Raw genomic sequence first — 20,541 nt, 5'->3', positions numbered from 1 at the left:
GATTAGTTATTACTTTTTAGAATATACATTATTATATATTATATACAACAGGATGAACGAAATAGAAAGAAGAAGAACATTTGCCATTATCTCTCACCCGGATGCTGGTAAGACAACATTGACCGAGAAGTTTCTGCTTTTCGGTGGACAGATTCAGGTGGCAGGTGCCGTAAAGAATAACAAGATTCGCAAAACTGCGACTTCTGACTGGATGGATATTGAGAAACAGCGTGGTATCTCGGTATCTACATCTGTAATGGAATTTGATTATCTCCCTGCCGGACAGGAGGGAGAACCTTATAAGGTGAATATTCTGGATACTCCAGGTCACCAGGACTTCTGCGAGGATACCTACCGCACACTTACAGCCGTAGATTCTGCCATCATCGTGGTTGACTCTGCCAAGGGTGTGGAGGCACAGACCCGCAAACTCATGGAGGTGTGCCGTATGAGAAATACCCCGGTAATCATCTTCATCAACAAGATGGATCGTGAGGGACGCGATCCGTTTGATGTGCTCGACGAGTTGGAAGAAGAGCTCAAAATCAAGGTTCGCCCGCTGAGCTGGCCTATCGGTCAGGGCGCCCGTTTCAAGGGCGTTTACAACATCTACGAGCATCAGCTGAACCTCTTTACACCTAACAAACAGCGAGTTACCGAGAAGGTAGAGGTAGACATCCAAAGTTCAGAACTCGATGAGCGGGTTGGTGAACGTGAGGCTGCACAACTGCGTGAGGAATTGGAACTGGTAGATGGTGTTTACCCTGAGTTTGAGGAAGAAACCTACCGTTCGGCCGAGGTAGCACCTGTGTTCTTCGGTTCGGCACTGAACAATTTTGGTGTTCAGGAACTCCTCGACTGTTTTGTTCATATTGCTCCATCTCCTAGACCCACCCAGGCAGAGGAGCGACTGGTGAAGCCTGAAGAACCTAAGTTCAGTGGTTTCATCTTCAAGATTACAGCCAATATTGATCCAAACCACCGCTCCTGCATCGCTTTCTGTAAGATATGCTCGGGCAAGTTTGTGAGAAATCAGCCATATTACCACGTGCGCTTGGATAAGAACGTGCGTTTCTCTTCGCCTACCCAGTTCATGGCACAGCGCAAGAGTACCATTGACGAGGCTTATCCGGGTGACATTGTAGGTTTGCCAGACAACGGTATTTTCAAGATAGGAGATACGTTGACGGAGGGAGAGAAGATGCATTTTCGCGGTTTGCCAAGCTTCTCTCCACTCCTTTTCAAGTACATCGAGAATGATGACCCGATGAAGAGCAAGCAGTTCCAGAAGGGATTGGAGCAGCTCATGAACGAGGGTGTGGCGCAGCTCTTCGTCAACCAGTTCAACGGCCGCCGCATCGTGGGCACCGTGGGTCAGCTGCAGTTCGAGGTTATCCAGTACCGTCTGGAGAACGAGTACAACGCCAAGTGCCGCTGGGAGCCCGTGCATCTTCACAAGGCTTGCTGGATAGAGGCAGATGACGAGAAGGAACTCGAGAACTTCAAGAAGCGCAAGTACCAGTACATGGCCAAGGATATTGAGGGGCGCGATGTCTTTCTTGCCGATTCGGGCTACGTGTTGAGCATGGCGCAGCAGGATTTTGAACACATCAAGTTCCATTTCACATCGGAATTCTAAATCAATGTAAAAAAGATGGATGAAGAAATTCTAGATTACAACGAGCAGAAAGAGGGATGGGTCAGTAAGATGGTGGATTGGCAGAAAAAACATATTTCTGACCGCCAGATGACCCTTATCCTGGCTTTTATCATCGGCCTTCTGGCGTCGGTGGCAGGATATTTCCTGCACGGCATTGTGCACGAAATACAGTTGCTGCTCACTTCGGGATTTAACAAGGGCACCTATAACCTGCTCTTCCTGCTCTTCCCGATTGTGGGCATTTACCTCACCATGCTCTTTATTAAATACGTGGTCAGAGATAATATTTCCCACGGTATCACCCGTGTGCTTTACGCTATCTCTACCAAAAATTCCAAGCTCAAGGCCCACAACTGCTGGTCATCGGTGGTGGCATCAGGTATCACCATCGGTTTCGGTGGTTCCGTGGGAGCCGAGGCTCCTATTGTGCTCACGGGTTCGGCCATCGGCTCAAACCTGGGACAAATCTTCCGCATGGACAAGAAAACCATGATTCTGCTGGTGGGCTGTGGCGCCTCTGCAGCTATTGCTGGAATCTTTAAGGCGCCTATTGCCGGACTCGTGTTTACGCTTGAGGTGCTGATGGTAGACTTGAGCATGGCTTCCTTGCTGCCTATCCTTATCAGTTGTGTAACAGCTACTTGCTTTACCTACATCCTGATGGGATCCAAGAGCCTTTTCGATTTTACGCTTACCAATCTGTGGGCACTCGACCGCGTGCCTGCCTGCTTGTTATTGGGCATCTTTTGCGGTTTGGTGAGCCTTTATTTCATGCGCACTATGTCGGCATGCGAGGGCTTCTTTGCCAAGCTTTCGCCTTATCCATACGTAAAGCTGCTCTTTGGTGGACTGATTCTGAGTTCGCTCATCTTCCTCTTCCCTTCGCTCTATGGCGAGGGATATTCGGCTGTCAACGTGCTGCTGAAGGGACAGAATGTGGAAGACTGGGGGCAGGTGATGAGCCGTTCGCTCTTCTACGGGCACAACCAGCTGCTCATCCTCTACATCGCCTTGGTAACCTTTACCAAGGTTTTTGCCACCTCGGCCACCAATGGTAGTGGCGGATGCGGTGGTACCTTTGCTCCTTCGCTCATTATCGGAGGTTTTGCCGGTTTCCTCTTTGCGCGCCTTTGGAATGTGAATCAGGTAGGTGTCTATGTTCCTGAGCAGAACTTTACACTGATGGGTATGGCGGGCCTCATTACGGGCGTGATGCATGCACCGCTTACGGGCATCTTCCTCATCGCCGAACTCACGGGCGGCTACCAGCTTTTCATGCCGCTGATGATAGTGTGCATCTCTTCGCTGCTCACCATCAGCATCTTCGAGAGTCACAGCATCTACGCCCTGCGTCTGGCTAGAGAGGGCAAGCTGCTCACCCACCATATTGACAAGGCTGCGCTCACCCTGCTGGGCATGCAGGATGTCATTGAGAAAGATTATCATCCGGTAGGTCCGGATCTGCCGATGAGCAAGCTGGTGAGTGAGATAAGTCGCAGTAACAACAACTTTCTGCCTGTTTTGGATCAGGCGGGTGTGCTGTTGGGAGTAATAGATATTACGAAGATTCGCCACATCATCTTCCGCACCGAACTGTATCAGCATTTCACCGTGCGTCAGCTGATGATGCAGCCTTCTGCCGTTCTTACCGAACATGACAGTATGGACGAGGTGATGCAGAAATTTGATAAAACCGATGCCGCCCAACTGCCAGTGGTTGATGTGGTAGGCGTACTGAAGGGTTACATCAGCCGTACTAGAATCTATTCCATGTACAGGCAGATTGTAGCGGATATGTCGGCAGAGTAGGTTTTTAAGTGAAGAATTCATGTGCTTAAGTAAACATTAAACATTGTTATGGAGAAGAAGGATTTAAAAATTGTTTTCATGGGAACACCGGAGTTTGCGGTAGAATCCCTCAAGTGCCTTGTAGAGGGCGGATACAATGTTGTGGCTGTGGTTACCCAGCCTGATAAACCGGTGGGCAGACATCAGGATACGCTGCAACCTTCGCAGGTTAAGCAGTATGCCGTAGAGCATGGTTTACCGGTGCTGCAGCCTGTAAAGATGAAGGACCCTGAGTTTGTGGAGCAGTTGCGTTTTTATCAGGCAGACTTGCAGGTGGTAGTTGCATTCCGTATGTTGCCAGAGGAGGTTTGGGCGATGCCGAAATATGGTACTTTTAATGTACATGCAGCCCTCCTTCCGCAGTATCGTGGTGCGGCGCCTATCAACTGGGCAGTGATTAATGGTGAAAAGGAGACGGGTGTTACCACCTTCTTCCTCGACCACGATATTGATACAGGTCGCATCATTCTGCAGAAACGTTTTCCTATTCCGGAGACGGCAAATGTGGAGTATGTTTACGACGGGTTGATGCATCTTGGTGCTGAATTGGCGCTGGAAACCATTGATGCGCTCATCGCTGCCAATGGCAATATCGGTTCCATTCCTCAGAGCGAATTGATAGGACAGGGTGCCGAACTCAAGCCGGCTCCGAAGATCTTCAAGGATACCTGCCGCATCGACTTCCACAAGCCTGCCAAACAGGTGTATGATTTCATCCGCGGTCTTTCTCCATACCCTGGTGCATGGACTGAAATTAAGAAGAAGGAGACAGTAGTATTCTTTGACGATCCTAAGGGAGAGGATGATTACGTGAGGTTCCCTGAGCCTACTGCTCATCCATCCCATAAGCAGAGTACACAGAAAATTCAGGTACTTAAGATATTTTCTACCCGTCTTTCATGTATGAAGCGTGGTGATGCGCCTGTGGGATCGCTCCGCGTTGAGGGGAAGTCGTTACAAGTAGCCTGCCTTGATGAATGGCTCATTATTCAGGAGTTGCAGCTCAGTGGCAAGAAACGCATGGGTGCTTCTGCTTTTCTCAATGGTATGAAGGACATAGCTTATTATGAGTGTTCGAAGAAAGATGTTAGTGACGATTTTTAAGATTCAAAAGATTTTTGATTTTTAGTTTTATAGTATTATGACTGTAGAAGAAGACATCAAGCGTGCTATAGAGTGCATGCGAAAGGGTGGAGTGATACTCTATCCTACAGATACCGTATGGGGCATAGGATGCGACGCCACCAACCCTGAAGCGGTAAAGAAAGTTTATGAAATAAAGAAACGTGACGATTCTAAGGCGCTTATCTGCCTGATAGATTCTGCTGACCGTATGGCGCGTTATTTCCGCAATGTGCCACAGGTGGCATGGGATTTCATCGATGCTGCCATGCCTGTAAAGCCTACTACGGTTATTCTTGATGATGCGAGTGGTGTGGCTAATAATCTGGTAGCAGAGGATGGAAGTCTGGCGATGCGTATAACCTATGAGCCTTTCTCCAAACAACTCTGTTACCGTTTTCAGAAGCCTATTGTAAGTACAAGTGCTAATGTGAGTGGTGAGCCTGCTGCACAGAATTATCGCGACATCTCCGAGGAAATCCTCAATGCTGTAGATTATGTTTGCTGGAGCCGCCGTCAGGAGCATAAACCTCATCAGCCTTCCAGCATCGTTAAGATTGCTAAGGATGGTGAAGTGAAAGTAATCAGATAGAGTTTTCAATTCATCCTTATATGAATGCCTGCTAGAGGGATATTTTCTTCCCTTAGCAGGCTTTTTTGTATGTTTTCAGTCTATAATATACTTAAAGAAACCCGTTGGCGGAATTAATTTAGCGCATACTTAACCCTGCCAATCGGTCTGTTGTTTACATAATTAATATATTGCAAGACTGTAAATGCGCTGATTTTCCCAATGATTCGGGTAAACAGTCCTGGTGTTTGCTTAGCATAGTTTCGGAAGAGCATGAAGTGATCACAAAGTTGAGAGAAATTTGTCTCGATTCTCTTCCTCGCCTTAGCATAAGGCTTAAATGTTGGTCGCCAATTCTTCATGTTCAAGCGATATGGAACTTCCAACTTGATGCCTACAGAAGAAAACAAGTCTTGCTGTAGTTCCGCACTGAGGTAAGCACGATCGCCAAGGATGCAACAGTCATGGAATTGAAACTTTACATCTTTAAGAAAATGAATGTCATGAACATTAGCTGGACTCAGGTCATACGAGTGGATAACTCCACTTAACCCACAGACAGCGTGGAGCTTATACCCAAAGTAGTATATCTTCTGAGTAGCGCAATAGCCAAATGCAGGAGAGTTTGTTACGTCTGTTCCTTTCATCTTGCAACGCAAGCCTCTGGACAAGCGACACACCTCTATTGGTTTGGAATCTATGCAGAAATATTCTTCTGCGCCATCCATCTTTGACGCTATGCGCTTACGAATCTTCTCACATAGTTCCGCAGTGAACTTTCGCCTGTCATTGAACTGGCGTCGAGAAATCAGATTTGGCATATCTGCCTTATACTCCTTCAGCCTATCGAACAAGTTGTTTTCACTGTCGATGCTAAGATGCTCGGCTGTCAAGCTCAAAGCAACAACTTCGAGGTCTGAAAAACGTGGTACGACTCCAGGGCGAGGAATATTTCCTAGCTCATTAACTAAATTTTTGGAGAAATCCTTGCATATCTCAAGAATTTTTACGAAATTTGCATACAAGTTGTGCATAGCGTGAAATATATAACTTTATAATTGGACACTACAAAGTTACTAAAAATCAACGAGATGCACAACTTTTTCTCCATAAAAATATACTAATTTTCAGGCGGTTTTTTAATTCCGCCAACAGGTTTAAAGAAGTACTATTGCAATTCGTTTATATGACAAAAAAGAATTTCCGCTCAATACGGATATATAACAAGAAACCCTGCAAGAAATGAATCTTGCAGGGTTTATCTTGGGTGGAAGGTGGGACTCGAACCCACGACATTCAGAACCACAATCTGACGCTCTAACCAACTGAACTACGTCCACCATATTGGTTATGTTTTGCTTTTTCAAAAATAGTTGGGTGGAAGGTGGGACTCGAACCCACGACATTCAGAACCACAATCTGACGCTCTAACCAACTGAACTACGTCCACCATATTCTTGTTAAGCGGGTGCAAAGGTACGAAAAAAAAATGGTTCTACCAAATTTTTTCGTACCTTTTTTCTTATTTTTTATTTTGCAGGGCTTGTTGGAACAACTGGAGCTGCCTTATGGGCATCTGCACCAGCTGCAGGAACAGCCTTCTGAGCACCTGCTGCTGCATCCTTGCTAGCACCTGGCATAGCAGGAAGAGCGGTCTGCTCCTGAGTGGCTCCCTCCAAAACACTGCTTTCGCCAGCTGCCTGAGGCGCTACATAAGCACATGCCACGCTGATGACAACCAAGGCTGCAGCGAGGCCCCATGTTAATTTCTCAACAATGTCAGTGGTCTTGCGAACACCCATGATTGAGTTGGTTGAAGAGAAGTTACTTGCAAGTCCACCTCCCTTTGATTCCTGGATGAGCACGATGAAAATCATCAGGATAGCTACCAGGACGATTAATACTACTAATAATGTGTAAGCCATTTTTTAAAACTAGTTTTATTTATTTATTATTCTTCTTTATTTCTTCTTGCTGTTCAGCATCAGTTTCTCAAGGAATCTGAGCTGGTCAACATAATATCCGTTCTTGTCAGGATGCTGCTGATGCAGGCGGCTGATGATTTCGTAAGCCCTCTTATACTTGCCCTGCTTGATGTAGATGCGGGCGAGGGTTTCGGTGAATACACCGCTATTTTCCTCTTCGCCATCCTTGCCGGAATCGGTCTGAAGTTCGGGAGTAAATTCTGGTTTGTAATCTTCGTCCTGCTGGATTTTAGGCAGTTTGAAACCGCCATCCTCCATAAAGTCGTCGATGAGACTCATGGTGCGCGAAGTATCTTCTGGCTCCTGTTGGTCTTCGGTCTCCATGAGATAAGCCACATAGTCTACAGCCGCGTCAGCAGGTGTAGGCTTACGTTTCTCCTTCTTCTCTTCTTCGTCTTCTTCCATAGGAATGGATCCCAGGAAGTGGTCGATGAGGTCGCTAGTACGGTCTCCGTGTTTTTCTGCTCCTATTCCTCTTACGCCTTGCTGCTTGTTGGATTCAGCCTCTTCAGGGGCGTTTTTTATCTGATAGTGGGCTGCCTCTACCATCTCGAAGATAATCTTACGGTCGGTGATGTAGATGGCTGCACGGCGCAGTTCTTCGTCGAAACTCGGGTCGTGGAGCAGGTACAGATTCTTCAACATCAGCAGGCGTGCCGTCTGATAATACGGATATAGGGCCAAGAGGGCGCGCAAGTCGTAGAGCGTCTCTCGGTTCATTTCCTCCGGGTGTTGTATCAATCTGCTTAATTCCACGATATTTTTATCTTTACTTTATTTTACTTTGAACTTTGAACATTGAGTTTTGAACTTTATGATTAGTAAAGCCGTTGAATTCTTCACTCTCCACTTTTCGTTCTTCACTTACTTTACCAGTTAGCTACTGTAGCGTTGAATATCTGGTCTACCAGGTCTTTGATAATCTGGGTTACCAGTTCTTCCTGCACCGAGGCAAGGCTCTGAGTGGTGTCGTAGGTCTTGGCAGATGTAAACTGCTTTTCGAAGTCCTCGGCATGGTTCTTGGTGTTGGTGAAACGTACGTTTACAGTGATACTGAGCTCGGTCTGTACTGAGTATCCCTCAGCACTAACCGACTTGTTGCGCTGAGAATATTGGGTGATTTCGCCCTCTATCTTCAGGTCTCCGTTGCGTGACACCTGTATGAGCTGGGTGTTGCTGGCAAACTTATCCTTGAGTTCGTTGTTGAACATAGGACCCATCGGACCCCACACATACGAACTTCTGATAGGGAAGTCGGCTATCTGTATGGTCTTTGTTTTGGTGTAGTCGATGCTGGCACCGTTGAACTTGTAGCTCACGGAGCATGCTGCCATGACCGCCACCATCAGTGTGACTCCTATTATATATATGTACGCGCGTATATGCTTCATAACTTATATTTGTTAATCTTTCTGTACAGAGTTCTGTCGGAGATTCCCAGTTCTTCTGCCGCTTTTTTGCGGTTTCCGTTGTTTCTCTCCAGTGCCTTTTCTATCATCTGCTTGCTAAGGTCGCTGAGATTCAGATTCTCGTTTTCTTCCTTGATCTCCTCAATCTCAGCATCCTCTGCTTCGGGTTTGTAAGTGCCCCTCATGCCTCCTGTAGCTATTTCCTGACGGATGTGTTGTAGCTCGTCGAGATCGGTAATCGGAGGTACGGAAGATACCGAAGAAACTGATGGAACGGATGATACGGACGGAACCGGAGAAACCGATGAAACCGGAGATACGGATGATACTGGAGCTACATTCGGCTGAACCGGAGAAACATATCCGCCTGTACCGCCCAACTGGCGTGCCTCATCAAGTTGCTTGCGCAGGCTGTTCATCTCTCGCCTCAGGTCGCTCACGTTGCCCCTCAGTTCGTAGAGAATCTTGTAGAGCAGTTCGCGCTCGCTGGCGTAGCTGTGGTCGTCCTTGCCATCCTTCTGTATGGTGGCGAGCTGTGTAGACTCCTCATCTCTCGGAATAAACTGGGTGAGGGTCTGTGCATTGATTTCTCTTTCTCGGCTCAGCACTGACATCTGTTCGGTAATGTTCTTGAGCTGTCTCACATTTCCCGGCCACTTGTATTTCAGCATGATCTGCTTAGCCTCATCTGAGAGTGAAATCTTAGGCAGACGGTATTTTTCGGCCATCTGCATGGCGAAGAGGCGGAAGAGCAGGAGGATGTCGTCGCCACGCTCTCTCAATGCAGGCATCTGTATCGGGATGGTGTTGAGGCGGTAGTAGAGGTCCTCGCGAAAGCGGCCTTCGCTCACAGCCTTGCGCATGTTTACGTTGGTGGCTGCCACGATGCGGACATCCGTTTTCCTTATCTCAGTTCCACCCACGCGGATGTATTCTCCCGTTTCGAGCACGCGCAGCAGTCTTGCCTGCGTCTGTATCGGGAGTTCGCCCACCTCGTCGAGGAAGATGGTACCCTTGTTGGCAATACCGAAGTATCCTTCGCTTTCGCCTATGGCTCCAGTGAAGGAACCCTTCTCATGTCCGAAGAGTTCGCTGTCAATGGTTCCCTCCGGAATGCTTCCACAGTTGATGGCGAAATATTTCTCTCTGCGGCGTGGCGAATTGTCGTGAATCACCCTTGGAATGATTTCCTTACCCACACCGCTCTCGCCGATGATGAGCACGGAGAGATCGGTCGGCGCTACCTGTAGGGCTACGTCGAGCGCATGGTTCAATCCGTCGCTGTTACCGACGATATTGTAGCGTTGTTTTATCTTTTGTAGTTCGGAAGTATCCATTTAGCTGCCAAAATTACTCATTTTTTCTGAATTATCTGCATTTTTTTTTTATTTTAACATTCGGGAGGTCTGATTACAGGGCAGATTTGCCTTTTTTGCGTCATCTGCTCTCCCGAATCTTTCTTTATTCCGCTTTTTCTCGGGAATAGGGAATCTTTATCTTATCCCTTTTTCTTAGGGATGGAGAATCTTACCTTCTCGCTCTCGTCACGCTTTTCGTGGTAGAGTTTAGGCAGTGGATTCTCGTAGGCCGCATCATAGTCTTTGCGGTTGCAGAAGGCATCCAGCGCCAAGTAGATGGCGTGGCGGAAGGAGATTGCATCGGCTTCGTTGCAGCCCGTGATGCTGTAGCTAGGAGTGGTGTTGGCGGCGGTGTGCACGAGTGGCAGACCGGCAGTAAAGAGTACGCCATCCTCGGTGTAGAGAGAATGGAACGGGGTAGTAGCCTGATCATGATACATGGCCATGATGCCGTCGAATTCTACGAAATGGCCGTTGCCGAAGAACTCGTCAGCAGGGTAAGGACCAAAAGCTTGTATTTTCTGCTCGGCAAGCTGGTCAATGGCTGGGATGATGATGCTGGCTTCCTCTTGTCCGCAGCTCTCCTCACCGTTGTTGCTAGGATTCAGGGCGAGCACAGCGATGCGCGGGTTGGTAATCATGAAGTCTCGCTTCAGTGATGTGTGCATCTGCTTCACCTTCTCGATGATGAGCTCCTGGGTTATTGCTGCCGGCACGTCCTTGAGCGGAGTCTTTCCGGTTACGGATGCGATGCGAAGGTCGCCGCCGCAGAGGATGGAAAGGCCCTTGGCACCTTCGCCTAGGCAAGTTTCAATGTATTCCTTGTGGCCCTTGAACTGGAAGCCCTCAAATTGTGCGTTCTGGTTGTTTACCGGTGCGGTAACGAGCACGTCGAAGAGCTCGTCGCGGTAGTCGGTCATGGCTCGGTCAAGTGCCTTGATGGCTGCCGTACCCGATTCCTGAGTAGGCATGCCCATGTCAACCTTTACCTCCTCGTCTACGGCTGGCAGGAGGTTGATTCTTCCGTCTTCAGCATCTTCTGCTTTCTGGATGATGGAGAACTGGGCAGGCAGATTCATCGCCTTGCGGTAATAAGCTGCCACTTTAGGCGAACCGTAGATGATAGGGGTACAATACTCCAACATCTCTGGCTCACTGAATGCCTTAAAAATGAGTTCGTATCCGATACCGTTGGTATCTCCGTGAGTGATGGCCACTCTAATCTTTTTGCTGTCCATTTATCGTTTTATTTTATAGTAGAAATCGCAGCTTCTAGCTGCTTGATTAATATTTTCTTTTTCATTTCGGGCGCATAGACGAAGCCGATGATGATGATTTCATCCCCCGTTTTTCTCAGGCGGATGCGCCTCATCACGTAGGGACCTCCCATGGCGTCTCCCTTCATCTCCCAGAGTCCTTTTTCTGAAAGGATTGGGATTATCATGTACATGCTGTCGGTTTCGCCGGGCATGTTTGTGCGGAGCATGCTGTCAATCTGCTGCTTCTCTTGAGCAGGAAAAGCATCAGAATTGGCTTTCACTCTTCGTTCTTCCCTCTTCACTTTCATGAGGATGAGGTTCTTCATGCCTGAACTGGCGTTGTTTGAAATCCAGATGAAGTTCCCGACCTTCTTGCTTGCTTGCATTTCGGCAGGGATGATCATGCTGATGCCGAAGTTCTTCTTTACCAGTTGCTGCATCTCGCGGTTCTGTTTGCTCGGGTTGGTGGAGATGATGGAGGCGAGGTGCTCCAGTTCAGTCTCATCTACGAGCTGGCGCAGTTTCTCGGGGTTGAGTTTCTCTCTGAGTTGCTGCGGCGAGCGGGCTGAGATGCGGATGACGGTCTGCGGTGAAGCATTCTCGTTGCGGCTCAGCCTGACTGAGAATTCCGCTGCCGGGATGTTCACTACGATGCGAGTTCTTACGAGCAGGTAGCTGCCGTGGATCTTGCCCTTCTTAACCTGGATGAGCCGGCAGAGCGGTTCGGGTTGGGGCAGGGCAGGCACCTCTTCCGTCAGTATCTTCGTAACGATGCTGTCGGTATCTCCCTCGAGTACCACCTCGTAAGGCTGTCCTGTACTCTTGGGCAGTTTTCTGTTTCTTCCTCCTCCCGGGCTGCAACTTGCCAGAAAAAGGAACAAAAGACAGCCGGCAAGTAGGATCTTTAAAGATTCTCTAACCATTTCTTTCCTGGTTTTGTATAACGCCAAGCCAGAAAGCTGAGAGCAATGATGAAACTTATCGTCATTGTAAATGTAAATAAATCCATTTTTCTCCTCCTTTCCTTACTTATTCATCTTCTCTTCATCCTCGTGCTCACGGATTTCTCCGATTTTCTTCGAGGTGCTGAGCAGACCGCAAGCGGCGTAGATGTCCTGGCCGCGGCTGGCACGGATGGTGGTGAAGACACCATGCTGGGTGAGGTAATCACGGAACTGCTCCATCTTCTCATCATCCACACCTTGCAGAGGAATGTCTGGAATTTGGTGGAAACGGATCAGGTTGAAGCGGCAGTCAAGTCCCTTCACCAGCTTGATGATGGCCTTGGCATGCTGCATACTGTCGTTTACGCCCTTAAAGACGATGTATTCGAAACTCAGGCGGCGTTGATGAGAGAAATCATAGTTCCTCAGCAGTTCTACTACCTGCTCCATGCCCATGCCCCTTTCGGCAGGCATCAGTTCAGCGCGTTCAGAAGGGATAGGGTCGTGCATGCTGATAGCCACATGGCAGTCGCTCTCTTCTAGGAACCGCTTCAGCTTGTTCTTCACGCCCACCGAACTTACCGTGATGCGCTTCGGGCTCCATGCCCAGCCGTAGTCGGCGGTGAGAATCTCTGTGGCGCGCAGCACATTGTCGAGATTATCCATCGGCTCGCCCTGACCCATGAACACGATGTTGGTAAGCTTGTCTGCCTCAGGCAGCGAGTAAATCTGGTTCAGAATGTCGCCTGCAGGCAAGCTGCCCTCAAACCCCTGCTTGCCGGTCTGGCAGAACAGGCAGTTCATCTTGCATCCCACCTGCGAAGAAATGCACAGCGTGGCGCGGTCTTTGTCGGGGATGTAAACCGTTTCAACAAATTTGCCGCTCCGGGTAGGGAAGAGGTACTTGATGGTACCATCCACCGAATGTTGCGCATCGGAATATCCGAAGCATCCTATTTCGTATTCGGCAGCGAGTTTGGCACGGTTCGCCTTCGAGATGTTGGTCATCTCGTCAATGCTCTTCACATGCTGCTCATAGAGCCACTTCGCCATCTGCCCACCGGTGAAGGCGGGCATGCCTAAGTCCTTTGCCACCTGCTTCAATTCGGCAAGTGTAAGACCCAAAAGATATTTTTTTTCATTATTCATACTGCAAAGATAGTGTTTTTTGCCGAAAAATTAGTATCTTTGCCACATATTTTATTATAATAAGATAAAATAAAGATAAAAAACACAGATTTAGCCCCCCGAAAAGGGCTGAAGTGAACAAAAATAACGTAAGAAAATGAGAGAAAAAATAGACCTTTTCTTGCCTTGTGAATACATCGACGATGCGCAGAATGCCTTGTCGGTGCTTCATGAGTACAAGACTGTACAGCATATCCACTTCCTGGTGAGTGCTGATTTTGCCGCTCATCATCAGGTGCCCGAAGGATGTACGTTTGTCATCACCGACCGCCTGGAAAGCAGTAACACCATTGTCAGCATCGCAGAAAATACAGATGCCGACTACGTGATGATCTGTACCCGCCACACCACCATAGGATGGGGAAACAACACGCTGGAGCGATTCCTCAGAGTGGCAGATGATACGGATGCCGTCATGGTTTACGCCGACCACTACAAGATGGTGGAAGGCAAAATGGAGAAACATCCGGTAATTGACTACCAGTCAGGTTCTTTGCGAGATGACTTCGATTTTGGAAGCCTCTGGTGCATCAAGGCACAGGCGCTGGTCGACTACATCGCCCAACCCGACCGCGAAGAGTATCAGTTTGCCGCCCTCTACGACCTCCGTCTCTATCTGAGCCGCGTGGGCGAAATCTTCCATCTCAACGAATTCCTCTATTCAGAAGCCGAACTCGACACCCGTAAGAGCGGCGAGAAGCAGTTTGACTATGTAAACCCGCGCAACCGCGAGGTGCAGATTGAGATGGAAAAGGCATGCACCCAGCATCTGGGCAAGGTGGGCGCCCTGATAGACACCACCTTCTACCGCCAACCCGACTTCGGTGAGCAGGATTTTGAATACGAGGCATCTGTCATCATCCCCGTTTTCAACCGCGAAAAGACGGTGGCTGATGCCGTGAAGAGTGCGCTGGGACAGAAGGCCAACTTCAAGTTTAATGTCATCGTGGTAAACAACCATTCTACCGACCGTACCGGCGAAATACTGGATGAACTTAAAGCCGACAACCTGATACAGATTGTGCCGGAGAGAACCGACCTGGGAATAGGCGGATGCTGGAACGAAGCCATCAACAGCAGTTTCTGCGGAAAGTTTGCCGTACAGCTTGACAGCGATGACCTCTATTCTTCACCAAAGACACTCCAGAAGATAGTAGATGCCTTCTACACGCAGAAGGCAGCCATGATTATAGGCTCGTACCGCATGTGCGACTTCGACCTCAACACCCTGCCACCGGGACTGATAGACCACAAGGAGTGGACCGACGAAAACGGATGCAACAATGCGCTGCGTATCAACGGATTGGGTGCTCCGCGCGCCTTCTTCACTCCACTGGTCAGACAGATCCAGTTTCCTAACACCTCGTATGGTGAGGATTATGCGCTAGGCTTGGCATTTTCGCGCCGTTACCGCATCGGCAGAATCTACGACGAACTCTACCTCTGCCGCCGTTGGGGAGGTAACAGCGATGCAGCCCTCAGCGTAGAAAAGGTGAACGCCAACAACCTGTATAAGGACCGCCTGCGTACCATGGAACTGAAGGCACGCCAGCACATGCTGCAGGGCAAGGCCGACATTATGGAAGACAGCAGCATCTCGCGTTTCTTCAACCGTCAGCTGGAGGTTTGGACCGATGCGCGCCACCGTTTCCGCGACCTCAAGCATGTAGAAACCCGCCAGTTCTCCGACCAGCTGAAACTGCAGTGGAATCCAGCCCGCATCGTAAGTACGGGCGCCAAGATAGATAAGAAAACCCTGGGCGAGCGCCCTTGTTTCCTTTGCGACAAGAACCGTCCTAAGGAACAGATGTCGAAGCAGATAGACGAGAAATTCCATCTTCTGGTGAATCCGTTCCCGATTCTGCCAGTCCACTTCACCATTCCGGCACGCAAGCATCAGCCTCAGCTCATCTACAAGAACTACGGCGAGATGCACCGCTTCATCAGTCTGCACAGCGACCTGATGGTGTTCTACAACGGTCCGAAGTGTGGTGCATCGGCTCCAGACCATCTTCATTTCCAGGCAGGAACCAACGGCATCCTTCCTCTTCAGACCAACTGGCAGCGTCTCTCCCGCAACCTGACCGACATCATCTCTCTCAATGATGAGGAGAAAATCTCAGTGGTTCGCGACTTCATCGTTCCCGCCTTCGTCATCATTTCGAAGAGTGCTGAGAGCGATGAGGCCCTCTTCCGCCGTCTCTACAAGGCAATGCCTCAGCGTGGCGACGAAACCGAACCGATGATGAACATCATCTCCTGGCGCAAGGGCGAGGAATTCATCAGCGTGGTCATTCCGAGAGAAAAGCACCGTCCGGAAGCCTATTTTGCCGAAGGTGACGCCCAGTTTGTGGTTTCGCCGGGAGCACTGGATATGAGCGGACTCATCATCACCCCTCGTGAGGAAGATTTCCGAAAGCTGACCGAGGAGAAAGCCCTCTCGCTGCTGCAGGAATGTGGCGTTTCGGAAGAAAAGATGAACGCCATCATCGCCAAACTGAAGGCATCTAAGGATGCCGAGGATGCAGCCGAAGCCTCTTCCACCTTATATAATAAAGGTAAGCAGCCCGACGTAACGGTGGGCATCGTGAGTGCGCAGAAGATTCATTTCTCGCTCAACAAACCTTATCTTGCCAAGGGCGAAAAGGTGCTGGGCGAACAGGTGGTAGAATTCTCAGAGGGTGGTGTGCTCTGGAACGGCAACCAGTACAGCCAGCTCACCTTCCATCCGCAGAGTGCCGACGCCTCGTTTTCGCTGAGCGACGTAACCATCGGTGTCAACTTCCACTGGGAGCGCAAGGAAACCCAAACCTTCCTGGGCACGCTCCGCTTTGTGGTAGAATCGGATAAGATTGTGGCAATCAATGAGTTGCCTGTAGAGAAATATCTGGAGAGCGTCATCAGCAGTGAGATGAGTGCCACTTCGAGTCTCGAACTCCTGAAGGCGCACGCCGTCATCTCCCGTTCATGGCTCCTGGCACAGATGAAGAAGCGCCGAGAGGTGGCTGAGAGCGGCAACAACTTCTTCTCCTTCACCAAGAAGGAAGATACGCTCATCCGCTGGTACGACCGCGAAGACCACACCCTCTTTGATGTATGTGCCGACGACCACTGCCAGCGCTACCAGGGCATCACCAAGGAAACATCGCCCCATGTAGCTGAAGCCATCCGCCAGACCAAGGGACAGATTCTGATGGACGGCGAAGAAATCTGCGATGCAAGATTCTCGAAATGCTGCGGCGGAATAACCGAGGAATTCCAGTATTGCTGGGAGGACACGCCGAAGACTTATCTCACGGCGGTTCGCGACATTGCCCTGGGGGTGGAACATACACTGCCTAATCTGACCAATGAGGAAGAGGCAGAGAAATGGATCCGCTTCAATCCGCCAGCTTTCTGCAACACGCAGGACAAGAAAATCCTGTCAGAAGTGCTCAACGACTATGATCAGGAAACCGTCAATTTCTACCGCTGGAAGGAAACGCTCAGCCAGGAGAAGTTGCAGCAGCTCATCGCTGACAAACTGAAGATGGACCTGGGTGCCATCCTTGACATGAAGGCCGTGGAGCGCGGCAAGAGTGGAAGAATCAGCAAGCTCCAGATCATCGGAACCGAGAAGACCTTTACCATCGGTAAGGAACTCGAAATCCGCCGTACGCTGAGCGACAGTCATCTGCTGAGTTCAGCCTTCGTGGTGGATAAGTATGATAAGGATGAGCAGGGAGTGCCTCAGCGTTTCGAACTCATCGGAGCCGGTTGGGGGCACGGAGTAGGCCTCTGCCAGATTGGTGCTGCCGTGATGGGCGAGCAGGGTTATCATTATGATGCCATCCTGTTGCACTACTATCAGGGTGCTGAAATCAAGAAACTTTATAAATAGTGATGTAAAATGGTAACAAAGAAAAACAGTCGGAGTCCATGGGCATGGATTCCGACCCTCTATTTTGCCGAAGGACTCCCCAACGTCATCGTAACCGCCCTCTCTGTGGTGATGTACATGCAGTTGGGGCTGACCGATGCTGAGGTGGGTCTCTATACCGGATGGCTCGCCCTTCCCTGGGTCATCAAGCCCTTGTGGAGTCCGTTCATAGATTTGCTGAAGACTAAGCGCTGGTGGGTGCTCACCATGCAGGCTCTCATCGGAGCTGCCCTTGCCGGCATCGCCTTCTCGCTGCCTACCGCCTTCTGGTTCCAGGCAACGATGTGCTTCTTCTTCCTCATCGCCTTCTGTAGTGCCACCCACGACATTTCGGCAGATGGTTTCTACATGATTGAGCTGGATGAACATACGCAAACTAAGTTTGTAGGCTTGCGAAATACCTTCTACCGCCTCGCCATCATCTTTGTAAATGGTTTTCTGGTGATGCTGGCAGGTGTGCTTCAGGTTCTCTTCCGCAACCAGATTCGCTTCTCATGGGCGCTTATCTTTTACGGACTGGCAGGTATCTTCATCGGTTTGTGGCTCTACCACAGCCGCTTCATGCCGCGCCCGAAGGATGATGTGCAGACCGACAGAACGGTGGGTGAAGTGGCTCATGAACTGAAGAACATGTTCCGCACCTTCTTCGTGAAGTTCGGATTGGGTGAAACCATCTGTGTGATGCTCTTTCTCTTGCTCTACCGATTCCCTGAAGCGCTTCTGAACACCATGACCAAGACCTTCATCCTCCGTCCTAATTCGCAGGGTGGACTGGGACTGTCACCTCAGGAATATGGTTTTGCCAATGGTACTGTGGGATTGATAGGTTTGCTGCTGGGTGGAATTCTTGGTGGTATTCTGGTGAGCAGGGATGGAATGAAGAAATGGCTCTGGCCTCTGGTTTGCGCCATCACCTTGCCTGATGTGGTTTACATCTATCTGAGTTATTCGCTCAACAGCAACCTCATCGTGGTTTCCAGCTGTCTTTTTGTCGAGCAGTTGGGGTATGGTCTGGGCTTCACGGTTCTTACCCTCTACATGCTGTTCTACAGTCAGGGAAAGTTCAAGACCTCCCATTATTCCATCTGTACGGGCATCTCCTATCTCGGATTGATGCTGCCGGGCATGGTTTCTGGATATCTGAAGGATATGGTAGGTTACCGCATGTTCTTTATCATCGTGATGGCATGTTGCGCCATCACCTTCCTGGTTACTGCTTTCCTGAAGATTGATCCTAATTTCGGAAAGAAAGAGGAGAAGGAAGAGGATGAAGCGGAATTGGACGCGATAGAATAAATGATTATGTTAACGTAAAAACGAGGATGTGCGAACATCCTCGTTTTTATCTTTATTCCCCGATAATCGTTGCGATGAGGTGTCGGCTTCCGCCTCCCTCTCTGAATTCACAGAGGTAGATCCCCTGCCATGTTCCGAGGTTTAATCTGCCGTTGGTAATGGGAATGGTGAGCGATACACCCACCATGCTCGATTTGGCATGAGCCGACATATCCGTCGGTCCTTCATCCTGGTGCAGGTATCTTGGGTCGCCATCCGGAACCAGTCTTTCGAAGATACCCTTCAAGTCATGTCTCACATCCGGGTCGAAGTTCTCGTTCAGCGACAATCCGCAACTGGTATGTCTTACGAAGAGATTCAGGATCCCTGTCTTAGGCAGCGCTGGCAGGTTCCTCATCACCTCATTGGTTACGAGGTGAAAGCCGCGAGGAAGCGGACGCAATGAAAATTCTACTTGCTGTATCATATCATTCTTTGTTTTTATATTTCAATTGTTTGTATCTTTCTGATTGTCAATTTACAAAGGTAATTATAATTTTATTATTATAATACTATTATAATGCAAATATAGGAAAGTTTAACCATTAAAGGATTTCTCTTCCTTACTATCTGCTACCCCGAAAAAACTTCTTCTTTAGAAGAAGGAAAAAAACAGGAAAAATAATCCCGAAAAAATTTGGTGGTTTCAGAATAATGATGTACTTTTGCACCCGAAATCAAGCATTAAGAGTTGCCCAGTTGTGGCACACCAACCGAGTTTCGCATAGAGATAACCACGGTGGTAAAAGAATGTGTAAGTGTTTAACAACTTAAAATAATTATCTTTATGAATCCAAATTCAGATTTAAAGAATGAGAATGTAATGGCAGTTAATGCCGAGTCTTCAACAATTAAGGCAGCTAATGCCGAGTCATCAACTGTTGATGCAGGTTATGCCGAGTCAAGAATTTCAGAGTATGCTGCCCGTTTTGCCGCATACAGCGATGAGCGTTTGAAGCAGACCGTGGATCACGAGCGCAAGGTTCGTGGTTGGGGCAGTGAACGCAGCTACTTCCTCGCCGCCCTGCGAGGAGAGTGCGAGAAGCGGGGCATTGATTACTGCTAATCAAACCCCATCTGTGTAAATCTGTGAATTGAAAATCGGCGGCCGAAGGGAAAGCCAAATCTGTGGGAGCTTATGACTTGAATTCCTCGATGAAGGGTTGCAGGTTTCCACCTCTTGGCTCCAGCCCTGAATAAGGTAGCGTATGGCACATGGATGCCTCCGAATCTCACAGGCATCGGATAAATACCAAAAGAACAAATTGTGTCGCAACTTGCGACCCAATTGACATGGTCGCATATATATAGAGGTTCTTCCGGTAAAAGATCCTTTAGCTGTAGAGTTCTATCTGACAATGTCGTCTTCTGGTAGATGGGGAACAAATCGAACTTCTCCAACTCGACAAGGCGGGAATCAAGGTCGTCCAATACATGACGGAACTTCCTTCTCGTAAAGTCTTGATGGAGCAAATCAGAAAGTCGCTGGAAATTGCCAAGGAATTGGGTGCTGAGGATGAATAGCAAGACAGAAATTTTTCTAATCCCGATTGGAAAATCTTCCTTGATATTTGGAAGTCTCGATTATTTTTCGTAACTTTGCCATCGAATAGGGTGTCGGCGCCTTCGGCTTCGTTCCCTTGTAACATAAGTTGAACAAATAAAATAGAATAATAAGAAACAGAAAGAATAAACTTTAGACATATAACATATTAATATACAAAGCGTTTACGATATTCGGAATACTCTCGAAATTTGGCGATTAAAAGATGTAAAACCGAGATTAAGTGAACGCCTGCGCTATAGCGTGGGCGGAACTTATCGGTTTTACGGGCCACGCCAAATGCCTGAGAGTATGATAAGTGAAGCTCACGCTTCTTTTGTATCATGCTCTCAGGTATTTTTTGCTTGTGGCTCGTACTTCCAGAATAAAGTTCAACGCT

Annotated in this window: 15 protein-coding genes, 2 tRNA genes, 1 pseudogene and 1 riboswitch; of the genes and pseudogenes, 7 read left to right on the top strand and 11 right to left on the bottom strand. The window is 48.8% G+C overall.

All coding sequences use genetic code 11. The annotated features are described in order from the left end of the window. Nucleotides 1–52 precede the first annotated feature (52 nt). The 4 genes from RCO84_RS09080 (at nucleotide 53) to RCO84_RS09065 (ending at nucleotide 5,222) form a co-directional block, all read left to right on the top strand. Nucleotides 53–1,639, top strand: a complete 1,587-nt coding sequence (locus RCO84_RS09080; protein ID WP_117692056.1) for a peptide chain release factor 3 — start codon at nucleotides 53–55, stop codon at nucleotides 1,637–1,639. 69 nt (nucleotides 1,640–1,708) lie between these two features. Then, complete coding sequence (locus RCO84_RS09075; RefSeq protein WP_144151037.1) at nucleotides 1,709–3,469, top strand: chloride channel protein; 1,761 nt, start codon at nucleotides 1,709–1,711, stop codon at nucleotides 3,467–3,469. Between the two features lie 48 nt (nucleotides 3,470–3,517). Beyond that, nucleotides 3,518–4,612 carry a methionyl-tRNA formyltransferase gene (gene fmt / locus RCO84_RS09070; RefSeq protein ID WP_317584812.1) on the top strand — a complete coding sequence of 365 codons (1,095 nt, stop codon included), beginning with the start codon at nucleotides 3,518–3,520 and terminating at the stop codon, nucleotides 4,610–4,612. 37 nt (nucleotides 4,613–4,649) lie between these two features. Continuing rightward, nucleotides 4,650–5,222 (top strand): L-threonylcarbamoyladenylate synthase, encoded by a 573-nt coding sequence (locus RCO84_RS09065; protein WP_118079018.1) that lies wholly within the window; start codon nucleotides 4,650–4,652, stop codon nucleotides 5,220–5,222. A gap of 113 nt (nucleotides 5,223–5,335) precedes the next feature. On the opposite strand, the pseudogene RCO84_RS09060 reads toward RCO84_RS09065, so the two are convergent. The 10 genes and pseudogenes from RCO84_RS09060 to rlmN form a co-directional block, all read right to left on the bottom strand. After that, a pseudogene (locus RCO84_RS09060) lies at nucleotides 5,336–6,312 on the bottom strand (IS982 family transposase). 154 nt (nucleotides 6,313–6,466) lie between these two features. Next, nucleotides 6,467–6,542 (bottom strand) — tRNA-His (locus tag RCO84_RS09055). Between the two features lie 34 nt (nucleotides 6,543–6,576). Continuing rightward, nucleotides 6,577–6,652: transfer RNA gene (locus RCO84_RS09050), tRNA-His, on the bottom strand. Between the two features lie 78 nt (nucleotides 6,653–6,730). Beyond that, a complete protein-coding gene (gene secG, locus RCO84_RS09045; protein ID WP_317584810.1) occupies nucleotides 6,731–7,126 on the bottom strand; it encodes a preprotein translocase subunit SecG in 396 nt (131 codons plus the stop codon). A gap of 36 nt (nucleotides 7,127–7,162) precedes the next feature. Next, nucleotides 7,163–7,942 (bottom strand): tetratricopeptide repeat protein, encoded by a 780-nt coding sequence (locus RCO84_RS09040; RefSeq protein WP_144155059.1) that lies wholly within the window; start codon nucleotides 7,940–7,942, stop codon nucleotides 7,163–7,165. A 113-nt stretch (nucleotides 7,943–8,055) separates the two neighbouring features. Next, complete coding sequence (locus tag RCO84_RS09035; protein WP_317584807.1) at nucleotides 8,056–8,577, bottom strand: LptE family protein; 522 nt, start codon at nucleotides 8,575–8,577, stop codon at nucleotides 8,056–8,058. Beyond that, complete coding sequence (locus tag RCO84_RS09030; protein ID WP_287836862.1) at nucleotides 8,574–9,932, bottom strand: sigma-54 interaction domain-containing protein; 1,359 nt, start codon at nucleotides 9,930–9,932, stop codon at nucleotides 8,574–8,576. The genes RCO84_RS09035 and RCO84_RS09030 overlap by 4 nt, the downstream gene beginning before the upstream one ends. Nucleotides 9,933–10,093: 161 nt before the next feature. Continuing rightward, complete coding sequence (locus RCO84_RS09025) at nucleotides 10,094–11,191, bottom strand: PdxA family dehydrogenase (RefSeq protein WP_317576430.1); 1,098 nt, start codon at nucleotides 11,189–11,191, stop codon at nucleotides 10,094–10,096. An 8-nt stretch (nucleotides 11,192–11,199) separates the two neighbouring features. Then, complete coding sequence (locus RCO84_RS09020; RefSeq protein WP_317584805.1) at nucleotides 11,200–12,135, bottom strand: DUF4837 family protein; 936 nt, start codon at nucleotides 12,133–12,135, stop codon at nucleotides 11,200–11,202. A gap of 102 nt (nucleotides 12,136–12,237) precedes the next feature. Continuing rightward, nucleotides 12,238–13,305, bottom strand: coding sequence for a 23S rRNA (adenine(2503)-C(2))-methyltransferase RlmN (gene rlmN / locus RCO84_RS09015; RefSeq protein WP_317584804.1), 1,068 nt, complete (start codon nucleotides 13,303–13,305; stop codon nucleotides 12,238–12,240). A 136-nt stretch (nucleotides 13,306–13,441) separates the two neighbouring features. On the opposite strand from rlmN, the gene RCO84_RS09010 reads away from it, so the two are divergent. Beyond that, nucleotides 13,442–17,224 carry a DUF4922 domain-containing protein gene (locus RCO84_RS09010; RefSeq protein WP_317584802.1) on the top strand — a complete coding sequence of 1,261 codons (3,783 nt, stop codon included), beginning with the start codon at nucleotides 13,442–13,444 and terminating at the stop codon, nucleotides 17,222–17,224. A gap of 9 nt (nucleotides 17,225–17,233) precedes the next feature. After that, a complete protein-coding gene (locus RCO84_RS09005; protein ID WP_118079013.1) occupies nucleotides 17,234–18,559 on the top strand; it encodes an MFS transporter in 1,326 nt (441 codons plus the stop codon). 52 nt (nucleotides 18,560–18,611) lie between these two features. Here RCO84_RS09005 and RCO84_RS09000 read toward each other — a convergent pair whose 3' ends face one another. Next, nucleotides 18,612–19,025 (bottom strand): secondary thiamine-phosphate synthase enzyme YjbQ, encoded by a 414-nt coding sequence (locus tag RCO84_RS09000; RefSeq protein WP_006846346.1) that lies wholly within the window; start codon nucleotides 19,023–19,025, stop codon nucleotides 18,612–18,614. Nucleotides 19,026–19,274: 249 nt separating this feature from the next. Next, a riboswitch (SAM-I-IV-variant riboswitch) is annotated at nucleotides 19,275–19,386 on the top strand. On the opposite strand from RCO84_RS09000, the gene RCO84_RS08995 reads away from it, so the two are divergent. Next, nucleotides 19,386–19,664: a hypothetical protein gene (locus tag RCO84_RS08995; RefSeq protein WP_317584800.1), complete on the top strand. Its 279-nt coding sequence runs from the start codon at nucleotides 19,386–19,388 to the stop codon at nucleotides 19,662–19,664. It overlaps the preceding riboswitch by 1 nt. Nucleotides 19,665–20,541 lie beyond the last annotated feature (877 nt).

Origin of the sequence: Segatella copri (genome assembly GCF_949820605.1) — a bacterium.
In the GTDB taxonomy this organism is placed as follows: domain Bacteria; phylum Bacteroidota; class Bacteroidia; order Bacteroidales; family Bacteroidaceae; genus Prevotella.
This window is presented reverse-complemented; position numbering and strand designations above follow the sequence as displayed.